This is a genomic window from Methylobacterium sp. NMS14P (assembly GCF_028583545.1).
GTDB lineage: Bacteria > Pseudomonadota > Alphaproteobacteria > Rhizobiales > Beijerinckiaceae > Methylobacterium.
The window spans coordinates 372255-388523 of record NZ_CP087107.1; the positions used below are offsets into that span (position 1 = coordinate 372255).

At 70.9% G+C, this 16269-nt stretch carries 17 protein-coding genes; 13 read left to right on the plus strand and 4 right to left on the minus strand.

Annotated features, from left to right (window positions below; genetic code table 11):
- Positions 1–83 precede the first annotated feature (83 nt).
- Positions 84–1562 carry a methyl-accepting chemotaxis protein gene (locus tag LOK46_RS31575; protein WP_273565202.1) on the plus strand — a complete coding sequence of 493 codons (1479 nt, stop codon included), beginning with the start codon at positions 84–86 and terminating at the stop codon, positions 1560–1562.
- 674 nt (positions 1563–2236) lie between these two features.
- Here LOK46_RS31575 and LOK46_RS31580 read toward each other — a convergent pair.
- The 3 genes from LOK46_RS31580 to LOK46_RS31590 all read right to left on the minus strand — a co-directional run bounded on the left by LOK46_RS31580 (position 2237) and on the right by LOK46_RS31590 (position 3368).
- Positions 2237–2470 carry a hypothetical protein gene (locus LOK46_RS31580; RefSeq protein WP_273564832.1) on the minus strand — a complete coding sequence of 78 codons (234 nt, stop codon included), beginning with the start codon at positions 2468–2470 and terminating at the stop codon, positions 2237–2239.
- 390 nt (positions 2471–2860) lie between these two features.
- Positions 2861–3208: a hypothetical protein gene (locus tag LOK46_RS31585; protein ID WP_273564833.1), complete on the minus strand. Its 348-nt coding sequence runs from the start codon at positions 3206–3208 to the stop codon at positions 2861–2863.
- Positions 3201–3368 carry a hypothetical protein gene (locus tag LOK46_RS31590; protein WP_273564834.1) on the minus strand — a complete coding sequence of 56 codons (168 nt, stop codon included), beginning with the start codon at positions 3366–3368 and terminating at the stop codon, positions 3201–3203. The genes LOK46_RS31585 and LOK46_RS31590 overlap by 8 nt, the downstream gene beginning before the upstream one ends.
- A 415-nt stretch (positions 3369–3783) precedes the next feature.
- Here LOK46_RS31590 and LOK46_RS31595 point away from each other — a divergent pair, with 415 nt between their 5' ends.
- Complete coding sequence (locus LOK46_RS31595; RefSeq protein ID WP_273564835.1) at positions 3784–4005, plus strand: hypothetical protein; 222 nt, start codon at positions 3784–3786, stop codon at positions 4003–4005.
- A 261-nt stretch (positions 4006–4266) separates the two neighbouring features.
- Entirely contained in the window at positions 4267–4557 is a 291-nt protein-coding gene (locus LOK46_RS31600) for a hypothetical protein (RefSeq protein ID WP_273564836.1), read from the plus strand.
- 49 nt (positions 4558–4606) lie between these two features.
- Here the strand turns inward: LOK46_RS31600 and LOK46_RS31605 are convergent, their stop codons facing one another.
- On the minus strand, positions 4607–5521 hold the full coding sequence (locus LOK46_RS31605; protein WP_273564837.1) for a manganese catalase family protein: 915 nt from the start codon (positions 5519–5521) through the stop codon (positions 4607–4609).
- A 260-nt stretch (positions 5522–5781) separates the two neighbouring features.
- Between LOK46_RS31605 and LOK46_RS31610 the strand changes: the two genes are divergently transcribed.
- The 10 genes from LOK46_RS31610 (at position 5782) to LOK46_RS31655 (ending at position 16154) form a co-directional block, all read left to right on the plus strand.
- A complete protein-coding gene (locus tag LOK46_RS31610; RefSeq protein WP_056524222.1) occupies positions 5782–5991 on the plus strand; it encodes a hypothetical protein in 210 nt (69 codons plus the stop codon).
- 130 nt (positions 5992–6121) lie between these two features.
- Positions 6122–7294, plus strand: a complete 1173-nt coding sequence (locus LOK46_RS31615) for an alpha/beta fold hydrolase (protein ID WP_273564838.1) — start codon at positions 6122–6124, stop codon at positions 7292–7294.
- A gap of 176 nt (positions 7295–7470) precedes the next feature.
- On the plus strand, positions 7471–8772 hold the full coding sequence (locus LOK46_RS31620) for an MFS transporter (protein WP_273564839.1): 1302 nt from the start codon (positions 7471–7473) through the stop codon (positions 8770–8772).
- A gap of 222 nt (positions 8773–8994) precedes the next feature.
- Positions 8995–10413, plus strand: coding sequence for an FAD-binding oxidoreductase (locus tag LOK46_RS31625; protein WP_273564840.1), 1419 nt, complete (start codon positions 8995–8997; stop codon positions 10411–10413).
- A gap of 352 nt (positions 10414–10765) precedes the next feature.
- Positions 10766–10942, plus strand: coding sequence for a Dabb family protein (locus tag LOK46_RS31630; protein ID WP_273564841.1), 177 nt, complete (start codon positions 10766–10768; stop codon positions 10940–10942).
- A 696-nt stretch (positions 10943–11638) separates the two neighbouring features.
- Positions 11639–12859, plus strand: coding sequence for an oxalate/formate MFS antiporter (gene oxlT, locus LOK46_RS31635; RefSeq protein ID WP_273564842.1), 1221 nt, complete (start codon positions 11639–11641; stop codon positions 12857–12859).
- Positions 12860–13149: 290 nt separating this feature from the next.
- Positions 13150–13851 carry a GntR family transcriptional regulator gene (locus LOK46_RS31640; protein ID WP_273564843.1) on the plus strand — a complete coding sequence of 234 codons (702 nt, stop codon included), beginning with the start codon at positions 13150–13152 and terminating at the stop codon, positions 13849–13851.
- Positions 13852–13878: 27 nt separating this feature from the next.
- Entirely contained in the window at positions 13879–14061 is a 183-nt protein-coding gene (locus tag LOK46_RS31645) for a hypothetical protein (protein ID WP_273564844.1), read from the plus strand.
- Between the two features lie 563 nt (positions 14062–14624).
- Positions 14625–15134 carry an RNA polymerase sigma factor gene (locus LOK46_RS31650; RefSeq protein WP_273564845.1) on the plus strand — a complete coding sequence of 170 codons (510 nt, stop codon included), beginning with the start codon at positions 14625–14627 and terminating at the stop codon, positions 15132–15134.
- A gap of 72 nt (positions 15135–15206) precedes the next feature.
- Complete coding sequence (locus tag LOK46_RS31655; RefSeq protein ID WP_273564846.1) at positions 15207–16154, plus strand: FecR family protein; 948 nt, start codon at positions 15207–15209, stop codon at positions 16152–16154.
- The last annotated feature ends 115 nt before the right edge of the window (positions 16155–16269 follow it).

Below are 16269 nucleotides of genomic sequence, written 5' to 3' on the forward strand. Positions count from 1 at the left end.
GGACGCATCTACATGGAGGCTCGAACGTCGGCGAACGGATTCCGGTCTCGCAGATCCCTTCGCAACCATTGCGGGTCACCATGATGCTGCACTTGTATTCTCGTCGGGAGCGGGCGTGGCTGACCGCCCTGGATCGCGCCCTGGCCGTCGTCGAGTTCGGAACCGACGGGGTCGTCCGCACGGCCAACGCCGCGTTCCTGGCCCTGACGGGCTACAGCCTCGCCGAGATTCAGGGACGTCATCACAGCCTGTTCGTGCCGGTTCGTCACCAGGGCGGCGCCGCCGAGCGCGCGCTGTGGGACGACCTGCGCGCCGGCACCGTGTCGGGCGACGAGTTCCAGCGCGTGACCAAGGACGGGCGCGAGATCTGGCTCCAGTCCAGCTACGTCCCGGTGTCCGGGCGCGACGGCCGGATCGCGAAGATCGTGACCTTCGCGATCGACATCACCGTCCTGAAGGCTCAGACGCTGGATCTGAACGGTCAGATCGCCGCGCTGCACCGGTCGCAGGCGGTGATCGCCTTCGATCCGACGGGCGTGATCCTCAACGCCAACGCCAATTTTCTCGACGCGCTGGACTACCGCCTGGACGAGATCGTCGGACAGCACCACAGCCTGTTCGTGGATCCGGACGAGCGGGCCGGTGCGGCCTACAGGGCCTTCTGGGACAAGCTGGGCCAGGGCGAGTTCGCCGCGGGCGAGTTCAGGCGCGTGGCCCGGGGCGGCCGGGACGTCTGGATCCAGGCGACCTACAACCCGATCCTCGATGCCGACGGACGCGTGGTCAAGGTCGTGAAGTTCGCGGCCGACATCACCGCGCAGGTCCGCGACCGCCAGCGGCGGGTCGAGGCGCAGCGGGTGATCGGCGGGGACCTCGACGCGATCGGCTCCGCGGTCGAGGACATGGCCCGGCAGACGGTCGTGGCGGTCGATACGGCCGGGCGCGTCTCCGGCGACATCCAGTCGGTCGCCTCGGGCGCGGAGGAGTTGTCGGCCTCGGTCGGCGAGATCAGCCAGCAGGTCGGTCACGCCGCGCGCATGGCCGGCGAGGCGGTCGACCAGGCCCGACAGACCGGCGCGATCGTCGCGGGGCTGAGCGGGCAGGCCGCGCAGATCGGCGAGGTCGTGACGATGATCCAGGGGATCGCCGCGCAGACCAACCTGCTGGCGCTCAACGCCACCATCGAGGCGGCCCGCGCGGGCACGGCCGGCAAGGGTTTCGCCGTGGTCGCCTCGGAGGTCAAAGCCTTGGCCGAGCAGACGGCCAGGGCGACCGACCAGATTCGGGGCCAGATCGTGGCGACGCAGGCGGCGACCCGCGAGGCCGTCGACGCGATCGGCTCGATCCAGGCCACGATCCGGGCGCTCGACCAGATTTCCGGGGCGATCGCCGCCGCGGTGGAGGAGCAATCTGCGGTCACCCGGGAAATGTCGGGCAGCATGCAGACGGCGGCCCAGGGGGTGGCGACGATCGCGAGCGGCATGGACGCCATCGCCCGGGCGAGCGATCGCGTCGACGCGGCGACGCGTCAGGTCCGCGAGGCCGCGCGCGCCGTGCGCTGAGCCGCCGAAGGCGCCGCGTCCGTGCCGGGCGCCCGACGCCCGGTGCCGCGGGCCGGGACGCTGGAGGAGGGGAGGGGCTCCCGCCTCAGAGCCCCATGAGCACGCCGGCCGAGCCGGCGACGGTCATCGCGAGGCCGCCCAGGAAGGCGCCGATCATCGCGTAGGAGAAGCCCTTCAGGACCATGTCGTGCACGCCTCTCATCGAGCAGCGGGTCTCGGGCGAGACCCGGGACCGCCATCTGCAACGATGATGCCGGATCGGCCGGCTGCGTGCGGTGCGAAGAGTCACGCTGCACCGCGGAACCGTTCGGCGCGCGTTCAGGCGGCGACGGTGGGCGAGGCGGCCGCCGGGCCCGTCTCGCTCAGGCGAAATGCGCCGGCAGGCTGAGGGCCTGCGCGTAGGTCACGAGGGCGATGGCGCCGGCGATCAGGGTCGCGGCCAGGGTGATGCGGTTCGTCCAGGTCATCGTCGTCTCCATCAGGTTCGCGACTGTGTTCGCGGTGTGATCCCGATGTACGCCCAAGCTTTCAGGTTCGGCGTGTCCTGGAACACCTGTGGAGTATCGGTTCTCACCTGGATCCCGAACCGCACATCGCGCGGGGACAGGTAAGGCGACCAACTCTGTGCTCGGGGACCCCGCCCGCGGGACGGAGCCCAGCCCCGCAGGCTCGATCTACCCAGCCTCGGCGCGCTGATCCGCGTTGGAGGCGACCGTGAAACCCTCGCGGTCGAAGACGGTGTAGAGGACGCCGGCCGGATCGAGGCCGAGTCCCGCGATATGCGCGATCGCCGCCTCCTTGGCTTCGGCCAGCGTGCTGAACGGATCCGGCAGCTGGTACATCCGCGACGCCTGCTCGGCGCCGTCGATCTGCGCCGGCGGCGTTGTGATCTCGACCGTGTAGGGCACGACGTCCGCTCGCCGGTGCCTAGTGGAACACGCCGAGGAAATACAACAACAGGATGATCGGCAGCGGGATTCCCAGCAGCCACAGCAATCCACCGCGCAGCATTCGTGCCTCCTCTATGTCGACAATTGCACCGAAATATCGGCCGGTTCGAGGTTGGAACGCGCGAACACCGGAAAGGGATGCGCATTAATGGCGCGAATGCTCGAAGCTCACCTCCGATAGAGCTGCGCGAGACCTGCGGGCGTCTCGCCCTGCCCGGACGCCCGATGCGCCGGCCGAATGCCCGCGACCGGTCGCGGTTCGCGGCGGCGACTCCCGCCCGGTGAAGGGCGCGCCGGTCCCGCCCGTCCGCGACCGGGCCCCGCCCGATCACGGGTGGGGCGGCTGGCTCAGCGATGCAGCGCGGCGATCCAGTCCCTCAGGGGATCCACCACGTAGGCCATCCAGGTCCGCGCCCAGGCCAGGGCAGGGCGGTTCGCGTCGATCGGCCGAGCTTCCATCAGGGCGGCCACGTAGGCGTCCTCCTGCGGCTTGCACGTGTCCAGGGCGCTCCGCTCCCGGCCGGGCTTGCTCCGGTGCGCCGGCTGCTGGTCGAAGGCCGCGCGGACGCAGCCGTGCCAAGCGCGCTCCAGGCCTGGCAGGTCGGCCGGCTCCGATGCCAGCGCCGCGGCGGGCTGGGCAGCGGCGATGGCGGCGAGGAGCGCGAGGACCGCCGCGACGGGCGACCGCCTACTCATCGGACGCGCGATCCGCCTGCGGGGCCGCGTCGGCAAGGGTCATCGCCCGCGTGGCCGTGCGCAGCTCATGACGGGCCACGCCGTCCGCGAGCGCGACGAGGGCGACGACCACGAGCCCCAGTATGAGGATGCGGCGGACGGTCAGGACGGGGATGAGCATCGCGGGTGCCTCATGGAGACGTCCGCACCGTAGCGGAGCCGGCGCGCGCTGACTGCCACTCCGATGCCACATGAGTACGGAAAGCGAACGCCCGTCCACCATGTCCCGGCGGGAGCGCTCCGGCGCACCCGCGACCGCTCCGGGGCCCCGGCCGCCGTCGCGCCGGATCGGGCCGTTCTGCCGGGCGCGGCCGCGAAGATATCGGTCTGCCGCCTCGAATAGACGTCAGGCTCGGGCCGATACTGTCGATTGTGCGCCGTAGCACGCATTCGCGGCAACCATCGGCCTAATGTCCATGTTGAACGGTGACATTCGGCCCGACAAAGCCGAGGCGATCAAGACCGCCAGAACGACGATCTTCCTCACTCGCGACAGTGGACCGGATGACTTCGTGCCGAAGTCATAGAGGTTTGCCATGACCCTCCGCATGTTCGCCGCCGCCGCCCTCGTCGCGGCCCTCGCGACGCCCGCCGCCGCGCAAGGATCCGCCGAGCAAGGATCCGCCGCGCGGCACGGCCTGTCCGACAGCACCGACGTGATGCTGCCCGAGATCTCCGTGACCTACCATCGGCCCGTGCCGGCCAGCCGCTCCGCCGGCCCGCACGCGGGCGTCACGGCCGGCCGCCTGACCCGCTGACCCGCCGGGCGCTCGCGGCCCGGCCGGCGAGACGCCCGCAGGCCTGCCGGCGTTCCGCGAGGGCTGGCGGGGAGCGCGCGTCGCAGCGCGGCGGCAGATCTCGATCCGGTCGCGCCGGGCGGCGACGCGATCTGGCCCCGGGCGTGGCCGGCCGACATGCACACACGATTAGTGTTGACGGCCGTCAATGCTATGCTCGGTGGTGCGTCCACGGTATGCATCGACGCCAGGAGCGCGCCTGGACGCGAAAGGCCGATTGCCATGACACGCTTGACCGTCGCCGCTCTGGTATTCGCCCTGGCGAGCCCCGCGATCGTCGCGCAGGCCCAGCAGGACATCCCGATCCAGCGGGATCTCAAGCGCATGGATCGTCTCGATCAACGGCTCGGGCGCGGCGATACCGAGTTGAAGGTCGATCCCAACGTGACGCCGGACAATCCGGACGGCGTCGTCGGCTTCGACGGACCTCCGTTCAACTACGGGGATCCCGGGGTGATGGGGGACGACCCCCTGCCGCCGGGATCGCTCGCCGACGACGACGACTGGTACTGACCGGGGACGGCGTGCCCCACGACCCTGAGGCCGCGGGGCTCCGCACGGCTCAGCGCCCCTTCTTGTAGAGCTTGCTCGCGATCTCGAAGATCTCCTCGGGGGCGTAGTTGGGCGCGAAAGCCCCGTAATTGCCGTCGAGTTCCGGGATCTTGCCGCCCTCCGGCAGGCCGTCGACGACCTCGAGGTTGCCGGGCGGATCGCCCGGCAGCGCGACCTCGTCGTTCGACCAGACGCCGGCCGCTTCCTTGTAGTCGTCCGGGCTGAAGCGGTAGAGGCGCCGGTGCGAGCCCTCCTGCAGGTACTTCTGGCATTCCGGAATCTTGTCGAGAACGATGTTCGGGGTCGGCAGCATCTTCTCGATCTCGACGCCGGTCAGCTTCTTGAGCGCCAGCGCGTAGGCGTGCGCGTGCACGGAGCCGCGCACGAGCAGGTAGCCGCAGACCTCCCGGCCGGTCGGATCCTTCAGGGTCTCGTAGACGCGCAGCTTGTGCAGGCGCGCGCCGCATTCCAAGTGGAAGTTGTGCAGCAGGTCGATGATGATGTTGCCCGTCGTCGTGACCATGTCGACGTTCCAGGACTGCGCGTTGGAGTTGATCGGCGTGGCGCCGCCGCCGTTGCTCAGGAAGCTGCCGGCGAGCCGGATGTCCTGCATGTCGTGGAACGGGGCCTTCGAGACGTCGACCTCCTCGGTGTCGTCGCCCGGGCCGTTGTTGAGCATCGCGATGCCGGTCGAGACCAGCTCCACGTGCCCGAGCTCCTCGGCGAAGATGCTCGACACCAGGCTGTAGAAGGGGCGCAGCTTCGACTTGTTGCGGAAGTTGAAGCTCTGGAACATGTAGTTCCCGAGGGTCGACATCTCACCGTACTTGCCGCCGAGCAGCTCCTGCAGCGCGGCCGCCGCGTTGGGATCGGGCTTCTTCGGCTGTGGCAGTTCGGCCTGAAGGCGGTCGAGCTTCATGAACATGCGAGCAGCTCCGTTCGCGCGGGGTGCGCATGACGGCATCTTCCCGCACGGATGATTGTTCCTGCGACCGCGTCGCGGCGGCGCGCGTCAGGCTCGCCGCGCGGCCGTGGCGGAGTGGCCCGCGGGCGTCGTCCCGGCGGTCGGCGCAATCCTGCTGTGGACAGGAGCTCCGGCGCGGCCGCCCGGCCGCCATCCTTTCCGGGGCGGTAACCATGCCGGTCCTACCAGCCGCGACCCCGGACGGTGAGGCAGGTGGACGAATGGGCGACGACGTGGCGGCGATCCTGTTGACCCTCGTGACCGAGAATTCCGAGCTGCGCGAGCAGCTCGCCGGCGCGCAGGACATGCTGATGGAGACGGCCATCGATGCCGGGCAACTCCATGCCCGGATCCAGGGGTTGGAGGCCGAGCGCGACGCGTGGCGGGCCGAGGCCGCGCACCGTGAGGCCCGCGCCGCCCTGACGGCCTGACGGTTCGGCCGCGCGCCGATCGGGCGCGGACGTGGCGCCGGGCCGGCCCGCGCGGGCCGGATGTCGCGGTCGGATCGGCGACCGTGTACGGTCAACGGCCGTCGAACGATCGACACGGGAGCGCGCGGCGATGGTCACGAACGTCCTGCCCCCGCTCGACCCGGCCGCGCTCCCGGCCGGGATCCGCGCCCGCTTCGTCGAGGGCGTCAACGGCCTGCGCATGCACGTGCTCGAGGCGGGCGAGGCCGATCCCGGCCGCCCCCTCGTCCTGCTGGTGCACGGCTTCCCCGAGATCGCCTTTTCCTGGCGGAAGGTCATGCCGGCCCTGGCCGCGGCGGGCTGCCACGTCGTCGCCCCCGACCTCCGGGGCTACGGCCGCACCGCGGACGCGCCGGTCACCTTCGCGGACGACCTCGCGCCCTACCGCCTGCACAACCATCTCCTCGACCTGCTGTGCCTGACGAGCGCCCTGAAGCGCGACAGGGTCGCGGCGCTCGTCGGGCACGATTACGGGTCCTGGGTCTGCGGCTACTGCGCTCTGGCGCGGCCCGATCTCTTCGGCCTGGTCGCCCTCATGAGCGCGCCCTTCGCCGGGGCGCCGGGGCTCGACGCCCTGGCCCGCGGCCTCCGGACCCCGGCCGACGACCCGATCCACGCGGCGCTGGCCGCCCTGCCGCGGCCGCGCACGCACTACCACCTCTACTACGCGTCGCGCCGCGCCGCCGCCGACATGGAGCGCAGTCCGCAGGGTCTCGCCGCGTTCCTGCGCGCCTATTTCCACCACAAGAGCGCGGACTGGCCGGACAACCGGCCCCGCGCGCTCGCCGGCTGGACGGCCGAGGCCCTCGCCGAGATGCCGACCTACTACGTGATGGATCAGGGCCGGACGATGCCCGCGACCGTGGCGCCGGAGATGCCGCCGCGGGGCGGCGCGGACTGCGCCTGGCTGACGGACGCGGAGCTCGCCGTCTACGCCGCCGAGTACGCGCGTTCCGGCTTCCAGGGCGCGCTTCAGGGCTACCGGTGCCGCATGGATGGCAGCATCGACCGCGACCTCGCGCGGTTCGCCGGCCGGCGGATCGAGGTCCCCCTCCTGTTCGTGTCCGGGGCGAGCGACTGGGGGCCGTTCCAAGTGCCGGGGGCGCTGGAGCGCATGGAGGAGGCCGCCGGCGCGGGCCTGCTCGGCTGCCACTTCGTGGCGGGGGCGGGGCACTGGGTGCAGCAGGAGCAGCCCCGGGCCGTCGTGGACCTCCTGCTCGACGCGCTCGGTCGTGGCGGGGCCGGATCCCGCACCGGCGCGTAGGCGCGGCGCCGGGACGGCGTCGCGCGGGCCTCGCCGCGGGATCGTCCCGACGCGGCGCACCGCGTCCTCGGCTATCGGGGCGCCGACCGCCCGGCTATGTCTCCCGCAAACCGACCGGAGAACCGGTCGGACCGGGCGCCGTGCGCCCGTTCCGGAACCTCGAGGGAGGGCGTTGGATGGATTTGGAAGCGCGCGCCATCCGGCGGGTCAGCAGGCGGCTCCTGCCCCTCCTGATCACCTGCTACTTCATCTCCTATCTCGACCGGGTCAATGTCGGCTTCGCCGCGCTGACCATGAACCGGGACCTCGGCATCTCCGCCACGGCCTACGGGCTCGGGGCCGGCATCTTCTTCCTGACCTACTTCGTCTTCGAGGTGCCCTCGAACCTGTTCCTGGAGCGGGTCGGGGCGCGGGTGTGGATCGCCCGCATCATGCTGACCTGGGGGCTCCTGTCGGGCGCGATGGCCTTCATCGTCGGCGAGAAGAGCTTCTACGCCGTGCGCCTGTTGCTGGGCGCCGCCGAGGCCGGGTTCTTCCCCGGCATCATCTTCTACCTCACGCTGTGGTTCCCCGCGCGATACCGCGGGCGGATCATCAGCACCTTCATGGCCGCGATCCCGCTCTCGAGCGTCATCGGCTCGCCGGTCTCGGGGGCGCTGCTGGGCCTCGACGGGGTCTGGGGCTTCAGGGGGTGGCAGTGGCTCTACGTCCTCGAGGCCCTGCCCGCCGTCATCTTCGCCGGCGTCGTCCTGGCCTTCCTGACCGACCGGCCGGCGCAGGCGGCCTGGCTGCCCGAGGACGAGCGCGCCTGGCTCACCGAGCGCCTCGCGCAGGAGCGGCGGGCGCGCGAATCCGCCCGCCGCTACAGCGTCACGGAAGCGCTCCTCGACCGGCGCGTGCTCGCCGTCGCCTTCGTCTATTTCGGCAACGTGGCGCTGCTCTACGGGCTCAGCTTCTTCCTGCCGCAGATCGTGAAGGGCTTCGACCTCACGAACTTCCAGACGGGTCTGGTCAGCCTCATCCCCTTCGCGATCGGGATCGTCGGCATGCTCGTCCTCGGACGCTCCTCGGACCGCAGGGGCGAGCGCAAGGGGCACGCGGCCTTCGCGCTCCTGCTCGCGGCCGGCGGCACGGCCGCGGCGGCGCTGGTCTCCGATCCCTACGCCAAGATGGCCCTGTTCAGCGTCTCGGCCTTCGGCATCTTCGGCGGCCTCCCGGTGATCTGGACGCTGCCCACCGCCTACCTGTCCGGCGCCGCGGCGGCCGGCGGGATCGCCATCATCAACGCCCTCGGCAACCTCTCCGGCTTCGCCGCCCCCTACGCGGTCGGCGCGATCAAGGATGCCACCGGCACCTTCACGGGCGGCCTCCTCCTCATCGCGGCGGCCGGCCTCGCCGCCATGGTGACGGTCCTCTGCCTCTCCCACGACCGGGACCTGGAGCAGGCCGCGGCGCGCGGTGCGCAGGCGGCGGAGTAGACGCGGCGGAGTAGACGCGGCGGAGTAGACGCGGCGGAGCAGACGCGACCGGGGGCAAGATACCGCGCCGCCGCCCGGCCGCGCCCGGGTGGCGGGCGGCGGCCGTTCGACCTATGGCAGCCTCGGAATGTCGTCCCGGCGGAGGCGGTGTTGCGGGGCCGCGCGACCCCGGACACACGCCGTCGCCGGCGACGCGCCGGTTCGAACCCATCGGAGCAGCCCATGAACGCACCCGCTCCCGCCCCCCGCGCCCGCCCGGACGCGGCGACGATCGCGGGTCTCACCGAGGCCTTGCGGGCCGTGCTCGGGGACCGGGTGACGGCGAGCCGGGCCGTGCGCGAGCAGCACGCCAATCAGCTCACCTGGGCGCCGTGCGAGCCGCCGGACCTCGTGGTCTTCCCGCACTCCACCGCGGAGGTGCAGGCCGTCGTGCGCGCCTGCGCGGAGCGCGACGTGCCGATCGTGCCCTACGGCGTCGGCACCTCCCTCGAGGGCCACGTCAACGCGCCGTTCGGCGGCGTCTCGATCGACACGGGCGCGATGAATCGCGTCCGCGCGGTCAATGCCGACGACCTCGACTGCACGGTCGAGGCCGGCGTCACCCGCAGGGCGCTGAACGAGTACCTGCGCGATACCGGCCTGTTCTTCCCCATCGATCCCGGGGCGGACGCCACGATCGGCGGGATGGCGGCGACGCGGGCGTCGGGCACCAACGCCGTGCGCTACGGGACGATGAAGGACGCGGTGCTCGCGCTCACCGCGGTGATGCCGAACGGCGACATCGTCACGACCGCCCGGCGGGCGCGCAAGTCGTCGGCCGGCTACGATCTCACCCGGCTCCTCATCGGCTCGGAGGGCACCCTCGGGATCATCACCGAGGTCACGCTGCGCCTGCACGGCATCCCCGAGGCGATCTCGGCGGGCATCTGCCCGTTCCCCTCGATCCAGGCGGCCTGCGATGCCACGATCCTGACGATCCAATCCGGCATCCCGGTCGCGCGCATCGAGCTGCTCGACGAGGTGCAGGTCGCGGCCTGCAACCGCTACTCGAAGCTCACCCTGCCGGAGACCCCGCTGCTCCTGGTCGAGTTCCACGGCACGGACGCGGGCGCGCGCGAGCAGGCCGAGCGGTTCGGCGAGATCGCCGCCGAGCTCGGCGGCGGCCCGTTCGACTGGGCGACCGGGGCCGACGAGCGCGCGCGCCTCTGGCAGGCGCGCCACGACGTGTACTGGGCCGCGGTCGCGCTGCGGCCCGGTCCCACGATCAAGAACATGTCGACCGACGTCTGCGTGCCGATCTCGCGGCTCGCGGAATGCGTGGAGGCGACGAAGCGCGACATCGCCGCGACCGGGCTCACGGCGCCGATCGCCGGCCATGTCGGCGACGGCAACTTCCACACCCTGCCGCTCGTCGATGCCGACAGTCCCGAGGAGATGTCCGCGGTGGCCGGCTTCCTCGACCGGCTCGTCGCCCGCGCGTTGGACCTGGGCGGCACCTGCACGGGCGAGCACGGGATCGGCCAGAAGAAGATGCGCTTCATGGAGAGCGAGCACGGGCCGGAGGCGCTCGGCCTCATGCGGACCCTCAAGCGCGCCATCGATCCCCGGAACCTCATGAATCCCGGCAAGCTGATCCCCTGACGCGGACGCGCTCCGCGACCCGCCGGCCCCGGAGACCCCCCCCTTCGCGGGCCTCGCGTCGCTCGATCGCGTCAGGCTCGACGCGGGGGCGCTCGGAGCTCGGACCGCCGAGCTCGGCACGACCCTGGCCGTGCCCGCGCGACCGCGCTGCGGCGGAGGCGGATCCGGCAGGACCGATGAGCCTGGACGAGTGCCGGGCGTTGCCGGAGCGTGGCGAGACCTGACCGCGCGGGTCGCCACATCGTTCTCGTCCGCTTCTCGCCCGCCGTCGCCGATGACGACCCGGGCGCCGTGATACCCGCGATCGAGACGCTGCGATCCACTGATCCTGGCGTATGCGGGCGGAAAGAACGTGAGCCCGGAGGGGCGTTCGGCCGGGTTCATCCACGCCTTCGTCATGGACTTCGCGGGTCCGACCGAGCGAGACGCCTACCTGAGCCACCCGGACTACGTGGCCGCGGCCACAAAGCTTGTCCGGGCGGCGGACGGTGAGGACGGCATCCTCGTCGTCGATTTCGCCATCCCTTGAAGGCGATCTCTCGCAAGGCCACGCCCGCCGGATCGTCGGCCGGCGCCGGCGGCCCGTCCGACCCGCGTGGCTGGTCGGCTCGGACGCACTAACCCGCGCCTATCCACAGCGATGGCCGCGCGCGGAGACGCAGATCGGGCTCGAACGGCGTCGGTGGAGCTTCGCCCTGGAGACAGTGCGGGGCGGATTTCCGCCCGCCCGCGGCCCTCGCCTTCGCTCCGTCCCCGGCTCTTCCGGTCCAGGCTGATCCCCTCGACCGGCGCGGTTCAGGACTTGCCCGCCAGGTCGACCGCGCCGTCAAATTCCGCGATCTGGCCGACACCGCACGGAGAATCTCCGGCTCTGCCGGCACCTCCGAGACGGGTGTCCGCGACACCCGGAGCCGGTCGCGCGACGGGCCCGCACGCGCGGCGACGACTTATAATCCCGCTCCCTCGGCCGAAACGCATGAATTATTCTGCTTGCCATGAGATCCTGGCACACAGAATAATGCATGCCGCAGAGCCAATATCGGAGCCCGACATAAGGTTCCGGCGAGGCCAGCGATGCGCCGACGTGCACGCCAATCCTATAGCACGTCGCCGAATGTCAGCGCAGGGACGAGGGAGGAAGCTCATGGCCATGCCAAATGCCACGCCGGCTACGGCAGTACCCAGTACCAATCGATGGCTGCAGATCGTGCTCGGCGTGATCTGCATGGTTGCAGCGGCGAACATCCAGTATGCCTGGACGCTGTTCGTTCCCGAGATCCAGAAGACTTTCGGTTGGGACCGCGCCGCGATCCAGGTCGCCTTCACGATCTTCGTCGTCGTCCAGACCTGGCTGACCCCGATCGAGGGTTACTTCATCGACAAGTACGGTCCTAGCCGCGTCGTGATGTTCGGCGGTCTGATGACGGGCCTGGCCTGGGTCATCAACTCCTACGCCACCAGCTTGAGCGGCTTCTACCTCGGCTCGGTGGCCGGCGGCATCGGCGTCGGTTGCGTCTACGCCACCTGCGTCAACAACGCGCTCAAGTGGTTCCCGGACAAGCGCGGCCTGGCGGTCGGCCTCACCGCGGGCGGCTACGGCGCCGGCTCGGCGCTGACCATCCTTCCGATCGCCAAGATGATCGACAGCGGCAACTACGCCCAGGCCTTCTTCGTCTTCGGCCTGATCCAGGGCGCCATCATCATCGCCGCCGCCGTCGCCATGCGCGCCCCGCGCAAGGATCAGGTGCCGTTCTCCACCAAGGTCCTGCAGTCGCGGCGCGACTACACGCTGGGCGAGGCGCTGCGCACCCCCGTGTTCTACGTGATGCTGCTGATGTTCACCTGCACGGTGACGGGCGGCCTGATGGCCGTGGCCCAGCTCGGCGTGATCGCGCAGGATCTCGGGGTGAAGAACTTCCAGGTCAACCTGTACTTCTTCGCCATGGCGGCACTGCCCTTCGCGCTGATGCTCGACCGGATCATGAACGGCATCTCGCGCCCCCTCTTCGGCTTCGTCTCGGACCGGATCGGGCGCGAGAAGACGATGTTCATCGCGTTCGCGATGGAAGGCATCGGCATCGTGGCGCTGGGGTACTTCGGCTCCAACCCGTGGGCCTTCGTGATCCTGTCCGGTGTGGTGTTCCTGGCCTGGGGCGAGGTCTACTCGCTGTTCAGTGCCACCGCCGCCGACACCTTCGGCTCGAAGCACATCGGCAAGATCTACGGCGTGCTCTACTGCGCCAAGGGCTTCGCCGCGCTGTTCGTGCCGGTGGGCAACCTGATCATGCAGGCGACCGGTACGTGGGCGACGGTCCTGTACACGGTGGCGACCATGGACCTGATCGCCGCCGTCCTGGCGATCGCGGTGCTGCGGCCGATGCTCAAGCAGCACCACGCGGCCAACAACGACGCGGCGGCCCCGGCTCTGAAGCTGGCGCACGCCTGAGCGACGGGCTCGGCCGCTCCGCGGCCGAGCCAGACCCGCGATGCCCCGGCTCCGGACACCCGGAGCCGGGGGAGAGGCGGTCGAGCGGGTTGCGCGCTGCCAGCACGCGTCGCGTCGTCTCTCCGAAACGCTCGGTGGCCGCGAGCCATCCCGGAACTTCGAACGGATACCGACGATCGGGTGAGGCACGGCTTCCTGGCGCATCGCTCGCATCCGACGTCTCGGCCGCGCTCCGGCGTCTTCCCAAGATCTGAGGCCAGAATCACCTCTCGCGTTTTCGGAGCTCGACTGTGCTGCAGCCTCCCGAGACCTCCCTGGGTCTAGCCTCGATCGGACAGACTGTGAGCCTGCGTGAGCAGGCCTACGACAGCATCAAGCAATCGATCCTGGCGATGGATCTCTACGACGGCTCGGCGCAGATCCGGCTGCACGAACACCAGATCGCGCAGGATCTCGGCATCAGCCGCACGCCAGTCCGGGAAGCCCTGACGCTCCTGGAGCGGGAGGGCTTCGTGAGCACGGTGCCGCGCCGTGGCCTCTTCGTGACGCGCAAGACCAAGCGCGAGATCGTCGAGATGATCACCGTCTGGGCCGCGCTCGAGGGCATGGCGGCCCATGCCGCCGCGCGGCACGCCGCGGATCCCGATCTCCGCGCGCTCGGCAGGGCGTTCGAAGATTTCGAGATCTCGACTCTGCCCGATCACCTGAGAGCCTACGACGAGGCCAACCTCGACTTTCATCGGACGATCATCCGTCTCGGCGGCTGCGGATTGATGGTCGAGATCACGACCAACCTGTTCATCCACATGCGGGCGCTCCGGTCGGCGTTCCTCCATCGGGCCGGGAGGCTCGAAGATTCGATGCGCGAGCATGCCGCCATCATCGCCGCCCTGCAGGCCCGCGACGCGGATCGGGCCGCGGTCCTCGTCCGCGATCACGCGCTCGGGCTGATCGCGCACGTCGAGGCGCACTGGGTTTGGCCAGAGGGGTAAGAGCCACCGCTGACGGAGGACCGACCTATGCTACCGTCCGTTCAGATGACCGATCTGCTCGGCCTCGGCTTCCTGATCCTCGGGCTCGTCGGAGCCGGGATTGCCAGCGCGAGCCGGTCGGCGCGCTTCGCGGAGGAGCCGCGTGAGGACCTCGCGGGCGGAGCGCTGCTCGTGGCGATCCTCGGCCTCGTCTTCGTGCTCGCCGAATGAGCGGGCGCAGCGCGGCCAGGGTCGGCCTCTGCGCGTTCGTCACCGCGGCCCGCGCCGCCGTGAGGTCTGAGCCGCGGTCGCGAGCCGCGCCCGCGTGCAGCGGGACCGGGCGGGCCTGATCGCGCCGGCTCGGCTGCCGGCGATGACCTGCGGCGCGTCGCGAGTGACGGATCAGGTCCATACGCGACGGGAGGCGCCCGAACAGTCGCGGAATCGGACACGCGGCCTTCACCGGAAGCCCGCTCCGCGGTGGCGCGGTTCTCGTTCGGCGGACCGCGCGCGGCGGAAGGCGAGGCCCGCCAACGCCCTGCTCCCGACGCATGCCGCAGATTTGCAACAGGCGCCGGAAACAGCCGTCAGCGCTAGAATTATTCCAGTCTAAAGCCCTGCTGCCCGACCATTCATTTCTCGCATCTAGACAACCGCTTGACCGAACTGAGCAGCCGCAGTTTAGAGGCCCTACAAAGATCTGATCCGCTTGCACCCGCCAGGGCCATATTATTTTAATCCGCCGGACGCCGCACGCGACTGTGCACGGGCGAGAACATCTGAGGATTGGAGTAATGGCGGCGGTATCGGTGGATGCCCTGCATCGCAGTGAGAACCTGAACCTTCAGCGGTTCCTGCTCCGCAAGCTCGGCAATCCCGCGGATGCCGCCGATGCCGCGCAGGAGACGTATCTCCGTCTCGTCAAGGCGCTCACCACCACCGACCTGGAGCAGCCGCGCCTGTTCCTGTTCCACCTCGCCCGCAACGTCGCCGCCAATCTCGGCAAGCGCCGCCGGTTCGAGGCCGGCCTGTTCCGGTCCATGACCGATCTCGAGCTGTCCAGCGTCGTGGACGGCCGCGCGCAGACCGAGACGCAGGTGATCGCCCGCGAGCAGCTGCGTCTCGTCGCGGCGGCGATCGACGGGCTGCCGCCGCGCTGCCGGGAGACGTTCCTGCTCAGCACCGTCGAGGGCCTCTCGAACGGGGCGGTCGCCGCCCGTCTCGGCGTCAGCCGCAACATGGTCGAGAAGCACCTCATCAAGGCGCTGCTGCACATCCGCCGCGCGTGCCACGAATTTTTCTGATCCGGCACGTCAGGAGTTCGCGGCCTCGATGGTCTTCATAGGGCGGACGGGCGGAGCGGGCGGCGGGTCGACATGGCGGAGGAGGGGTGGCCCGCGGGCGACGACGAGGCCGCGGACGACCCGATCTACGCGCAGGCCACGTTCTGGGTGGTTCGCCTGTCCTCTCCCGACGCGACCGACGCCGACCGGGCGGCCTTCGAGGCCTGGCGCGCCGCCGACCCGGCCCATGCCGAGGCCTACGCGGAGATGGAGGCGTGGCGGCGCGTCGCCGGGTCCGTGCCCGGCACGCGCCGGCGGAAGCGGCGGCCGCCGACGCGCCTCGTCGGTCTCGCGGCGGCGCTGGGCCTGTCGGGATTCGTCGCCTACGAGAGCGGGCTCCTCGACCGCGTCCGCGCCGATGTCTGGACCGGGATCGGGGACATCGAGACGACGCGGCTCCCCGACGGCAGCCGCGCCGCCCTCAACACCGACACGGCGCTGGCCCTGCACTTCACGGCCGCCGAGCGCGACGTCCACCTGCTGCGCGGGGAGGCGGTGTTCGATGTCGTGCCCGACAGCGGCCGGCCCTTCGTGGTCCACGGCGGCGGTCTGCGGGTGCGCGCGGTGGGGACGCGCTTCTTCGTCCGGGCCGGCGGGGACGCCGAACCGGTCGGCGTGGCGGAGGGGCGCGTGGACGCGTCGACATCCGCCGGCGCCGTGACCATCGGGGCCGGCGAGGTGGCCCTGCGGAGCGCCGACGGCCGCCTGATGGTCGAGCGCGGCGATGTCGGGCGCGCCACGGCGTGGCGGGACGGCAAGCTCGTCGTCACGGGGCAGCCCCTCGCCGCGGTCGTGGCCGACCTGAACCGCTATCGGCGCGGGCGCATCGTCCTGCTCGGTTCGGGGCTCGGCGCGCAGCGCTTCAGCGGGACGCTCGACATCCGCGACACCGACGCAGCGCTCGACGTGCTGGCCGCGACGATGGGCCTGCGCGTCACGCGCCTGACCCCGTACCTCGTCCTCGTCAGGCCGCCGGCCTGACGGGGCGAAAAAAACCCGCGCGGGGAGGTCAGGAGTCTCGCGGCTCGATTGTCGTTCGTCCGTGAGGGCCGCAGAGCGCGCGCCAAGCGCGCCGCCCTCCGCGGAACGGGGGCAT